The organism is Flavobacterium sp. ACN2 (assembly GCF_002303885.1).
Classification (GTDB): Bacteria; Bacteroidota; Bacteroidia; order Flavobacteriales; family Flavobacteriaceae; genus Flavobacterium.
The window spans coordinates 74,748-87,634 of the sequence record NZ_MRCM01000022.1 but is presented as its reverse complement, the minus strand read 5'-3'; the positions used below and the strand labels follow the sequence as shown (position 1 = coordinate 87,634).

General features: G+C 39.4%; 3 protein-coding genes and 1 pseudogene. All 4 read right to left on the bottom strand.

All coding sequences use genetic code 11. The features are described 5' to 3' along the window. A pseudogene (locus BSF41_RS21790) lies at window positions 1–1,432 on the bottom strand (hypothetical protein); the annotation flags it as partial. A 414-nt stretch (window positions 1,433–1,846) separates the two neighbouring features. Continuing rightward, window positions 1,847–4,750 (bottom strand): tail fiber domain-containing protein, encoded by a 2,904-nt coding sequence (locus tag BSF41_RS24055; RefSeq protein WP_095931590.1) that lies wholly within the window; start codon window positions 4,748–4,750, stop codon window positions 1,847–1,849. Window positions 4,751–5,143: 393 nt separating this feature from the next. After that, on the bottom strand, window positions 5,144–10,606 hold the full coding sequence (locus BSF41_RS21780) for a gliding motility-associated C-terminal domain-containing protein (RefSeq protein WP_095931589.1): 5,463 nt from the start codon (window positions 10,604–10,606) through the stop codon (window positions 5,144–5,146). A gap of 337 nt (window positions 10,607–10,943) precedes the next feature. Continuing rightward, window positions 10,944–12,887, bottom strand: coding sequence for an OmpA family protein (locus BSF41_RS21775; protein WP_095931588.1), 1,944 nt, complete (start codon window positions 12,885–12,887; stop codon window positions 10,944–10,946).

The window sequence follows — 12,887 nt, the reverse complement described above, 5'->3', positions numbered from 1 at the left end:
GTGATTTACCGTCATTTCCTGGCTCGCCTTTCCAGATTTCGTATGCTGATGCTCCAGTTGCTCCTGTTAATCCGTCTGCTCCTGTTGCCCCTACTAATCCGTCTAGGAATTCCGTAAGTGATTTACCATCATTTCCTGGCTCGCCTTTCCAGATTTCGTATGCTGATTTTCCGTCTGCTCCGGTATCTCCTTTAAGACCTGCGATATACTCGTTCATGTCTTTTCCGTCATTACCCGGAAGTTCTTTCCAGATTTCAAACGCTGATTTTCCGTCTGCTCCGGTATCTCCTTTAAGACCTGCGATATACTCGTTCATGTCTTTTCCGTCATTACCCGGAAGTTCTTTCCAGATCTCAAACGCTGATTTTCCGTCTGCTCCGGTATCTCCTTTAAGACCTGCGATATACTCGTTCATGTCTTTTCCGTCATTACCCGGAAGTTCTTTCCAGATCTCAAACGCTGATTTTCCGTCTGCTCCAGTATCTCCTTTTGCACCGTCTAATCCAGTCAATCTAATCCATTTTGTTTCGTCTTCAGGATCTCTTACAAAAACAACTTTAGTATCTCTGTTAACGTAAATTTGAATTGTACCGTCGATACCGGCAGTTCCAGGTGCACCCGGATCTCCGGAACCTCCTGCTATACCGTCTTTACCGTTGTTTCCTTCTTTCCCATTTAATGGAATCCAATTGTCTGGATTTTTAGGATCTCTGATATAAACAATTCCTGTAGTATTATCCACGTAAATATTAACAGTTCCATCAATAGCTGCAGTACCTGGAGCACCTGGAGCACCATTTCCTCCAGCGATGCCATTATTTCCATCTTTACCGTTTATAGGCACCCATTTATTTGGATCTTTAGGATCTCTTACGTAAACAATTCCTGTTGTATAGTCGATATACATTTGAATTGTTCCATCAAGACCGGCAGCTCCAGGCAGACCAGCTCCACCTGCAATTCCGTTGTTACCGTCAATTCCATTTTTACCATTAATTGCAGTCCACGTTCCATCTGGATTTTGTACGTATACGATGCCTGTTTCATTATCTGTATAAATAGATACATTTTCACCAGGATATCCAGGTTCCCCTTTTTTCCCCGGCTCTCCATTACCGCCAGCGATTCCATTTGCTTCACCAGAAAGTGCAAATCTCCACCATCTGTCTACATACCAGTAATAGTAACCTGGTTTAAGATCTGCGGTAGTTGCAGTATTAAAAACCATTAAACTATTTACATTACCGTCTGAAATTGTGGCAGCATCAGTTGAACTTGTAAGTGCAACGTTTGGAATCAAAATACCTTTGTCGTTAGCAAAAACCTGTAGTTGAGCAGAAGTATGCTGTATCTCCTTTTTACCTACTATGACCTGAGAGTAAGCAGAGAAACTACCTAAGACAAAAAGTAAAGGAAGTATTCTATTCTTCATATTATTTTATCGTTAATGTGTTAATAAAAATTATTTAAAAATTATAGTTAGTGAAGTCTTATAGAGAAAATCAATATTTTTTAAATTCAACTATCCACCTTTCAACAACAACATAACTACTTGTATTCCGGTTAGTTTTAAAGCACAAATATCTCTATAACATCTATTAACGATACCCCCTAAAAGTTTTTAAAATTGTACTTTAGGACATTCTTTTAACTTAAAATTTTGATAAAACGAATACCTGATTCAGGCTGAAAGGATAAGATTTGATAATTTTAGTTAAGAAGTGTCAATTTGATAAGAAACTAAAAGATTCTAGCTGCTTCAATCAGATACTTGGCCAGCAGTCTTCAAAAAAAAACCCAGCTGTAATAAGCTGGGTTTTTCCATTTTTGAATTAAATTAACTTTATTATTTTTCTAAAAGTTTTTCTATTTTAAGCATACGCTCTTCCAGTTGTTTAATTTTTGCATCCTTAGCATCAATTTCTTTTTGCTGTTCTTTAACTGCGTTGATTAAAACTGGTATTATTTCTGAATAATTTACACCAAGTGTTTTATTTTCATCTTCTCCCACATTTACTGCTTCTGGTAAAATTGTTTGTAATTGTTGTGCAGATACTCCAAGCATCATTTTATTCGTTGCATCTGTTTTCCAGCTGTACGTAATAGGGTCTATTTTAAGTACATCTGCTAAACCATATTGCAGCGGTTTAATATTGGCTTTCATACGAATATCTGAGGTTTGAATCACACCACCGGCAGCATATACAGCTGACCATCTAAAATTACTTGCACCTAAAGGCTGAGTTCCATCACTAGCTGGATAAAGCATGCCTGTTTGAGTAAGGGTCATTTTTGGCGCACCAGATGTGCTGAAAACTAAATCACTGACATTTGTTGTTCCATCTCCCCTATAAGTGGCACTAATAGTAGACAAAGAGGTCGCTCCTCCCCCGTTAACTGATCTAAAAACAATACTTCCAATAACATCATTAGTCGCAAGAGTTACTGGTGCAGACTGCGTTCCTCGAGATCTATCCAGTAATATACTTGCTGAATAAATATTGGAATACGTTTCTATCCTCAAATCATCTGCACTATTAGAACTTTCGTTGTTTGCCAGTATATGCAATTTTGAGCCTGGATTATTTGTACTTACCCCTACATATCCGGTTTTAGTAATCCTCATTTTCTCTGTATTGCTAGTAATAAACGGAAGGTCAAATGCATCCTGCGTACCAATTGTTTTTAATGCACCATTTTTATTTCCATTTAAAATCCACGGTAAATCTGGAGACCATGTAACTATACCAGCGCTATTAGTCGTTAATGTTGAAGGCACAGCTGCCGGTACAATATTAACCTGCGCATTGGTCAGGGTTGCTCCCGTACCATTTACAACGTTAAGTACCGTAGCTGGGGTTGTAGTGGTTAAGTCTTTTTTAGCTACATCAATTGTTAGATTTGCATCTAAAACTTTACCAGAACCCGTTACCGTAATTGCTGTACTTCCTGCAATTAAATTTCCTGTTGTTATGGTTTGAGGTACAGATGCTCCAGTTGCTCCTTGCGGTCCAACAGCTCCTTGTGGTCCTACTTCACCTTGCGGTCCAACAGATCCAACAGCTCCTTGCGGTCCTGCTTCTCCTTGCGGTCCAACAGATCCAACAGCTCCTTGCGGTCCTACTTCTCCTTGTGGTCCAACAGATCCAACAGCTCCTTGTGGTCCTACTTCACCTTGCGGTCCAACAGATCCAACAGCTCCTTGTGGTCCAACTTCTCCAACATCTCCTTGCGGTCCAACAGATCCAACAGCTCCTTGCGGTCCTACTTCTCCTTGTGGTCCAACAGATCCAACAGCTCCTTGTGGTCCTACTTCACCTTGCGGTCCAACAGATCCAACAGCTCCTTGTGGTCCTACTTCTCCTTGTGGTCCAACAGATCCAACAGCTCCTTGTGGTCCTGCTTCTCCTTGCGGTCCAACAGATCCATCATTTCCTTTTATTTTTCCTAAATCGGCAGTCGTTCCGTCTGTATAGGTAACAATCAGATTTCCTGATGCATCAACAGTCGTAGTAGTAATACCTCTTCCGTCAACTCCATTTGTTCCGTTAATACCATCCGTTCCGTCAATACCTTTTATTTTTCCTAAATCGGCAGTCGTTCCATCAGTATAGGTAACAATCAGATTTCCTGATGCATCAACAGTCGTAGTAGTAATACCTCTTCCGTCAACTCCATTTGTTCCATTAATACCATCCGTTCCGTCAATACCTTTTATTTTTCCTAAATCGGCAGTCGTTCCATCAGTATAGGTAACAATCAGATTTCCTGATGCATCAACAGTTGTAGTAGTAATACCTCTTCCGTCAACTCCATTTGTTCCGTTAATACCATCCGTTCCGTCAATACCTTTTATTTTTCCTAAATCGGCAGTCGTTCCATCAGTATAGGTAACAATCAGATTTCCTGATGCATCAACAGTCGTAGTAGTAATACCTCTTCCGTCAACTCCATTTGTTCCATTAATACCATCCGTTCCGTCAATACCTTTTATTTTTCCTAAATCGGCAGTCGTTCCATCAGTATAGGTAACAATCAGATTTCCTGATGCATCAACAGTTGTAGAAGCAATTCCCTTTCCGTCTGCTCCATCTTTTCCGTCTAGCCCTTTTATTTTTCCTAAACTAGAAGTCGTTCCGTCTGTATAAGTAATAATAAGATTTCCTGATCCGTCAACAATTGAAGAAGCAATTCCTTTTCCGTCCGCTCCATCTTTTCCGTCAAGTCCTTTTATTTTCCCTAAACTAGAAGTCGTTCCGTCTGTATAAGTAATAACAAGATTACCTGCCGCATCAATAGTCGAAAATGCAATTCCTTTTCCAGGCAGTCCCTGAGGTCCTTGATCACCTTTTACTTTTCCAGCGTCAGTATTTGAACCATCGGTGTAGTTTATAATAAGATTACCTGCGGGATTAATAACGGTACCCGAAATTTGTTTACCGTCTCCAGCTTCGCCAGAAAGTGCAATTCGCCACCATTTATTAATATACCAGTAGTAGTAACCTGGTGTAACATCTGCGGTAGGATGCGTATTAAAAACCAGCAGACTGTTTACATTTCCATTTGTAATGGTTGTTCGGTCTGTGGTTCCTGTCAACTGCACCTGCGGGATCAAAATTCCCTGATTTCTGTCTTTGGAGTAAACCTCTAACTGAGCAGAAGCGTTCATCTCTTTTTTTCCTATTACAACTTGCGAATAGGCAGAATAACTACCTAGCACAAATAGTAAAGGAAGTAATTTATTTTTCATAAAGATTTAAATTATTGATTACTTTTTTTCTTTTCAAAACAAAGGATCAAATTATGTATACCTTCCAATTACACAACAAAAAAATGGTAATCAAAACAAATACACTATTAACACTTCATTAGAGAATACAAAGTTCCTTCGTAATTAAAGTTATAAATGCCAGTAGAAGTTTTTAAACTTGTACTATCCGACATTTTTTTAGTTTTTTATTAAAGAGTAGAAAAACTATAGGTAGGGTAAAAATTTTGGAAATAGTATCTCAAATTGTAGAAAAAGAAAACATAGGTTCCGCTTAATACTATTTCAAATAAGAACTAGAAATATAAAAAAACCAGCTGCAAATGCAGCTGGTTTTAATTGTGATCACCAAATATATTTAATTTTAATAAATTCTTACTGGGCGTTTACATACAGATATCCTCCTTTTTCAACTTTCGTTCCATTACTGTCATATTCTAAGGTATAGAAGTAAGTTCCTGTAGGAAGCTTATTTCCTCTTGCAATAGTTGCGCGTCCGTCAGAGAATCCCTGAAAAGGATTTGTTACGTTATCGTAACCATTTTTTTCGTAGACTATAACCCCGTATCTATTGTAGATTTTGACAACATTATCCGGATAACAGTCGATTCCCTTAATAAAAAAGCTGTCATTTAGCCCGTCGCCGTTTGCCGATATGGCATTGTAAACTTCTTCTACGCAGGATACATTTATGGTCTGCACAAATGAATTCTGATTGCCGCACTGGTCTGATGCAGTCCAGGTTCTGATAATCGAATATCTGCTGCTGCAGCCGCCGTCAGCTCGCGTTTCTTCGTATGCAACGGCTGCAGTTCCGCAATTATCTGTTGCGGTAAGTATGGCCGCTGGAGGAATTGTACCGCAATCTGCATTTACGACAGCTTGAGGCATTACACCAGCAAAAACTGGTGCCGTGGTGTCATGCACTGCAATGGTCTGCGTGCAGCTTGAGCTGTTAACAACTGTATTTTCTCCAGCATCCCGAACACCATTCCCATTTGCATCATTGTATTCTGTTACCGTATAGGTTCTCGTTATATTGGCGCTACATCCCTGATCTGCACTATTTGCAGCTGTAATTTCAAGTGCTCCGCAAGAAGTTATCCTTCCGTTTCCATTTCCTAAAGCTTCAAATTGGGCCTTTGTTAGAGTGGCTGCCGCCGGCAATTCATCATAACAGGATACCATTGCGGGCTGGAAAGTCGGGCAAACCACATTAAAAATACAGCAGGATGCAGGAGAAGCTCCTGAAGCTGTTATCGTATTGCATGCATTTGCATCTTGGATACTGATACTGTAATCTGTTCCTACAGCAACTGCATTTGAAGTCCAGACATTTCCCGACCATGTGCCTGGGGCGCCTGTTCCTGTTGCCGTAAATGGCCCCTGACCTGTTACTGACAATGTTACGTTATATTGGTTTCCGCTTCCTAAGCATGCCGCCAATGGAGTTCCGGATAAAGCAGCATTGGTGATAATTACATTTTGGGCCGCCGTAACGCTGCTTCCGCTTCCATTAGCAAACGTCCAGGTTATAACAGTTGTGCCTGGTGCTGTTATCGGAAAAAGCGCTGTTGTGGTTCCGGTAACCGCTGCACCGCAGCTGTCCAGAATCACTGGTGCAGATGGGGTTACGCTGCATTGGCCGGTAATGTCCGCAAGGACTGGAGGCACTAATGCGTCAGGTGAAATTATAACATTCTGGGCCGCTGTTGAAACATTTCCGTTTCCGTCATCAAAACTCCAGGTTACAACAGTTGTTCCCTGTGCTGTGATCGGAAAAACTGTAGCTGTTGTTCCAGTAATTGTTCCTGCACAGTTATCAGTGGTTGTCGGTACCTCAGGTGTCGCTGAACATGCCGCAGTTACATCTGCCAAAACCGGAACAGCAGGAGCCGTTACATCATCAATAATTACGTTCTGGTCTGCTGTTGAAACATTTCCATTTCCGTCATCAAAACTCCAGGTTACAACAGTTGTTCCCTGTGTTGTGATCGGAAAAACCGTAGCTGTTGTTCCAGCGATTGTTCCTGCACAGTTATCAGTGGTTGTCGGTACTGTAGGCGTTGCTGAACATTCTGCTGTTACATCTGCCAAAACAGGAACAGCAGGAGCCGTTACGTCATCGATAATTACATTTTGATTTGCTGTTGATACATTTCCAGAGCTATCTGTAAAACTCCACGTAATTACAGTTGTTCCCTGTGTTGTTATTGGAAATAAAGTACTTGTGGTTCCTGTAATTAGGCCGCTGTCACAATTATCAACAGCAGTTGGTGCTGTCGGTAATACAGAACATTCTCCTGTTACATCTGTTAATACTGGAGCAGCAGGTGCTGTAGTATCTGTTATAATAACATTTTGATTTTCAAATGATATATTCCCGTTTCCATCATCAAATGTCCACAAAACAACGGTTGTCCCTTTTGCAGTTATTGGGAATGATACTGTTGTTGTCCCCGTAATTGCACCTGTGCATGCATCATTAGATATTGGCACAGCTGGTGTTGCTTCACACTGGCCTGTTACATCTGCTAATATTGGCATAACTGGAGAAAATGTATCTGCAACAGTTACGTTTTGGTTTACTGTCTGTGTATATCCGTTTCCATAATCAAAAGTCCAGGTAACCACAGTGGTGCCTTGTGCGGTTATAGGAAAAACTGTTGGTGTTGTTGCTGTTATAGTTCCTGCACATGGATCTGTCAGCGTTGGAGCAACAGCCGTTGCCTCGCACTGCCCTGTTACAGCTGCTAATGGTGCTGGTAATGTTGTTGGATTTATTGTTACCACCGTCGTGGTAAGATTAGGACATGTACCATTGCTAAAAGCATAAGTAATCGTATGACTGCCTGGTGTAGAAGCAGCCAAATCTATTATACCTGTTAATTCATCAATGCTTAATCCCGCATCAGAACTATAAAGACCATTTGGTACACCTGACTCTATAGGGCTGGCTGTTCCTCTATTACAATAAGAAGCATTTGGATAACTTATTGTTGCTGTTGGAAGTGCATTTATTGTAATATCTGCAGAAGTTGTATTAGAGCAATTTCCATCGTTAAAGGTGTATGTAATAGTATGATCCCCAAGAGTAGAGGCCGCTAAATCTATTTCTCCAGTTGCAGCATTAATACTTAACCCCGAATCAGAACTATAAGTTCCTCCAACTATTCCTATCTGTTCAACTGTTGCTGTTCCTGTATTACAATAAGGGGTTATTAAATAAGCAATTTCAGCAGTTGGTAATGTATTAATGGTGACAGCTATTGGACTAATAGTACTACAGCCATTTCCATTAGTTCCTTTTATATAGTATGTCTCGCTTACTGTTATCGCATTAGGTGCCGATAACGGTATCGTTGCATCCTCATCAGAAAAATAAGAATACGTTAATCCTGTATCACTACCAGCAGTTACTGCCGAAGTTGTAATATCTATTGTGTTTGGAAAACAAACTGCTGCAGGATTAGTAATGATAACTGTTGGCTGTGCATTAATAATAACTGCTAAATTAGAAACTGTACTACTGTTACATGGTGCTCCCAATGTTACAGTACAAGTAAAGTTATTTGTTCCAACTGCTAAATCTGAATAATTTATCAAAGGATCTTTGAGTGTTTGATTGGTCGCATTTATGCCAGGACCAGTCCATAGATAAGACAAACCACCAGATATATCAACATCTAATTGTATTGTACCTGTACTTGAATTACAGAATGTGGCCGGCGTTGCAATACCATCTGCAGTAGCAGTTGGAGCTGCTGCCACACCAATTTGTGCTGATTGTGTAATGATATTACCGCAGCCATCTTTGATTCTATAAAAATAAGTAGCATCTGTCAATCCGCCAAAAGTATTGGCTGATTGATATGCACTATAATTAGTCCCGCCATCTACACTAATAGCATATTCCATTATATTATTAGGTGCAGGCGAATTTGATATTGCTTCAATAGTCAAAACTCCATTAGTGGCACCAGCAGCACAGACATACCCTCCTGTATTGGTCTTATCAACAACAATAGCATTATTCGCATCATAAGTTACAGTTTGAGTAAGTAGATTTAATGTACCGCTTTTGGTTCGTAGAGAAAAAACATACGTACCATAACTCAATCCATTAAAAGGAAGCGAAGCTGTTGTACTAGCCAAATTTCTGGTTTGACCTACACTTGATGGTCCTGAAACTATAATGACCTGATAAGCAGATGGAGTATCAAAATTCCCATTCATAACATAATTAAATCCTCCACAAACAGATGTAATTGTATTGCTGTCAGATACTGTGGCGGCGTAACCTGCAACTGTCACATTTATACTTTTTGTTCCACAGGGAGTAGTTATATTTAAAGTATAATTACCTTTAGGCCAGCTGGCAGTTGGATCTGATGCATTGACCTTAGGGAAATTAGCGTAACCTGCGCCATCTAAAGTAATATTTCCACTATAGCCTATAGGTACAAGAGAATTATTAGAAGCTGTTACAGTATAGCTTATCGCATCTCCAACTTGAAATGGGCTTACATTTATGGATAAGGTTCCATATCCTAAATAATTTGCATTAGCTGATGATGCATATTGTGTTAAAGTAATATTTGGAACTGCCGGAATAGTTAAATTTTGGGAAGCAGGTAGAGAAAAATCTCCTGTAGTATTTCCTCCAGCATCAATGTAAGTTATGTGGTAAGTTGCTCCAGCAGTAAAACCTGTAAAAGTTCCTGAATTAGTAGTCAATCTGCCCGTAATAACATCGGCAGGATTGGTAGTATTCGTGAAAGTCATATCTATGGGAAGACAAGCAAGAGTTGATGGGCCAATACGTATAATTCCGTTACCACCACAATTCGTTGAAGTTATTGTATTGTAATTGAAGCTTATTGGGAACTCTTTCGTGTTTCCGCAATTATCAATTAATACGGCTCTCATATTGGGCAAATCAGCCTCTATACCTGCTCTAGTTGCAATTGCAGGCATACCTATACTAGATTGAGAGGATGGATAACCCGCACCGCCTACGTCACTAAAACCATCTCCATCTGTGTCTTTTCCATACAGCTGTCCTTGATATTTAATTTTCCAAGTAAAATTTGCTGCATCAGCCGCTGAAAGAACGGTACTTGTAGCAACATATCTAAAATTTGCAGAATTAATTATATTTAAAGGAGCCGCACAATTATATGCTGGCAAATAGCCTGGATACGCAATGTAACCTAATTTAATATCATTTAACGTTAAAGTAGGATTTGTAACAGCTGTTGCACCAATTACAGTCTGCCCGCAGTCATCTGTAACACTAACAACATAACTATTAGCAGGAAGTCCATTAAAAGTAAAAGTGTTTGCATTTATACTTCCACTACTTTGCAAGATGGTTCCTGGTAAATCTTGTGCTGCAATTGTATAAGTAAAAGGTGCCTTCCCTGCCGCAACTGTTGAAGTTAAAACAGCGGTCCCCCCGATACAACCAGCAATCTTTGTAGGTGTTGTAACTGTCATCGATGTGTAGCCATCGGTAACCGCTATAGGTGCACTACTATAAACTGTTCCTCCTGTAGCAGCTCTTGCATTTACAACATAAGTCCCAGAAGTTAATCCAGAAAATAAAGGAGTATTTGTAAATTGAGTTAAATCTCCAGGAACTGGTGCAACTGCAACTCCTGATTTTAGTAATTGGTATTGTGGTGTTGCTCCCAAGCCTGTACTGCTTGCTGTCACAATCCCACTGTTTTGGCATCCAGTATTACTAGCTGTACCAGAAACAGTCTGCGAAAAAATCTTATTACTAAAAAAAGGCAGAATAAGTAAAGCCAGAATTAAAATAATTTTTGTTCTCATAAAATATCTTTTTTATTAAACAAATATTTCCAAAATGTTCGTAAGCCATCATTAGGCTTTAAAAAGTCAGGTCGCATTTGTCTGTTTTAATTTTCTAAATTCCTTTGAAGAAAGGGCGTGCAAAATTCAGTTAATATTCAATATAATATAGCCTCTAAATATTTTAAAACTAACAGAATAAGACAATTTTATAGTTTAGTAAATTAACAAATGGGACAAATTGCATTTTATCTTAATGGAGTTAAAACACTGTTCAGAATTTTCAGAGTTTAATGTTGTCCTATTATCTATAAATTTTAATTATTACAGTATTTTTCTTTATGCTATATTTTAGCAATCACAGAGCGATGATAATAAATTCGCTTCGTCTGTTGGCCTGATGTTCTGCTTCAGTACATGGCACGCCGTCTGCGCATTTATTAACCAATTCTGTTTCGCCATAGCCTTTTCCTGTTAATCGGTTAGGCGCTATTCCGTTTTTGATGAGCCACTGAATGGTTGATTTGGCTCTTCTGTCCGATAAAGCTTCGTTGTATTGATGAGAAGCTCTACTGTCTGTATGAGAGCGTATATCAAGTTTCATACTTGGATTATCATTTAAAACAACGAGTATTTTTTCTAGATCCAACGCCGCTTCTGTTCTAATATTAGATTTATCTAAATCAAAATAAATCATTTTGATTCCGAAACATTTTCCTAAATCATCGCCCACAGTAACCTTACAGGTTGATTTTTCAAGTGCAATCGGAAGATTGGTCTTGCCGCTTGTTTTATCTATAGTTATATTTACTTCTTTTGTAGCGAATTCTGGCTTTTCTGCTCTTACGAAATAGGTTTTTCCGCATTCAACATCAAAAGTGTATAACCCGGAACCGTCTGCAGCGGCAGAGTTTTTAATGTTCATCTGGTCATCATACAGAGTGACTTTTGCTCCCGGAAGCGCAAGCCCCGTTTCTGCATCCGATATTATTCCGTATAGCTGTTGGATGCATTTAAGCCTTCTGGTTTCTAAGAACCTGTAGATATCATCAGAGCCCTGTCCGCCATCTTTGTTGGAAGTGAAAAAACCTCTTCTGGTTTCAGGATCAATAATGTAAGCGAAATCATCTTTTGGAGAATTGACATCTGCCCCGACATTCTGAATATTGCTTATTTTTCCGCTATTGTCAATATTGGCCACAAAAACATCCAATCCTCCCAGACCCGGATGCCCGTCAGACGCAAAATAAATCTCGTTTTCAGAAGTTAAGTAAGGATATGTTTCTTTTCCTTCCGTATTAATCGTGTTTCCAAGATTTTGCGGAGGGCCAAACCCGCCATTTGAATTTATAGTTACTTTATACAGATCGGATTCTCCAAAAGATCCCGGCATATCGGAAGCAAAATAAAGTGTCTTTTCATCTGGGCTCAAAGCCGGATGGCCTGTGCTGTAATTATTGCTGTTGAAAGGAAGCTCTGCTATGTTGGTCCATTTGCCGTCTTTTCCCAGTTCCGCTTTATAAAGCTTGATTAAAGTGACCCTGCTTTCGTCCTTGCCTTTTTTACCGTCAATATAGTTGTTTCTGGTAAAATAGACTGTTTTTCCGTCTTTGGTAAAAACAGGAGAAGCTTCGTGAAATTTGGTATTAATAGCCGATTTAAATTTATTCACTTTTGAAGCGGTTCCCGTTGCGGGATCCAGATCAGCATTATAAATATTGGTGAAATATTCTCCTGTCCATTTGTGTTTGCGCTGTATAAAATTTCCCGTATCTCTGGCAGATGCAAAGTAAATTTTGCTGTTGTAGACAAATGATCCGTAATCGGAGTATTTGCTGTTAATGCCCGCGTCTTCTATCTGGTACCTCCCAGAATTTGCTTTAATCTGGTCCAGATAGTTTAGATCTTCTTTATAAAGTTTTCCTCTATTGTCATTTTTTGAAATGGCATTAAAATCTTCTAAGAGCTTATTGGCCTTTGTCATATCCCCAGTTGATTTTAAAGATTGGGCATATCTAAAATAGTACTCTGGCTCAGGATTTGGATTCATGGCAAATAATTCGCCGTACCATTTTGCCGCGTTCTGGAAATCTGAATTGAAATAATAGGCATTTCCCAGTTTTTTAAACATGTCTTCAGATCTGTAGCCTTTGGCCGCAACTTTTTCATAAGTCTTTATCGCATCGACATAAGCGTAGCTGTCATATTTTTTGTCTGCAGCATTTATTTTTGCCTGCTGGGCATAGCTGCCGAATGAAAAAACGCCTATTATTGCAGCGAAAAGTAGTGTATAGTTTTTCAT

Excerpts from the sequence above, each read along its gene's own strand:
- BSF41_RS21780 (WP_095931589.1), bottom strand. The coding sequence starts at position 10,606 with ATGAGAACAAAAATTATTTTAATTCTGGCTTTACTTATTCTGCCTTTT.
- BSF41_RS21775 (WP_095931588.1), bottom strand. The coding sequence starts at position 12,887 with ATGAAAAACTATACACTACTTTTCGCTGCAATAATAGGCGTTTTTTCA.
- BSF41_RS24055 (WP_095931590.1), bottom strand. The coding sequence starts at position 4,750 with ATGAAAAATAAATTACTTCCTTTACTATTTGTGCTAGGTAGTTATTCT.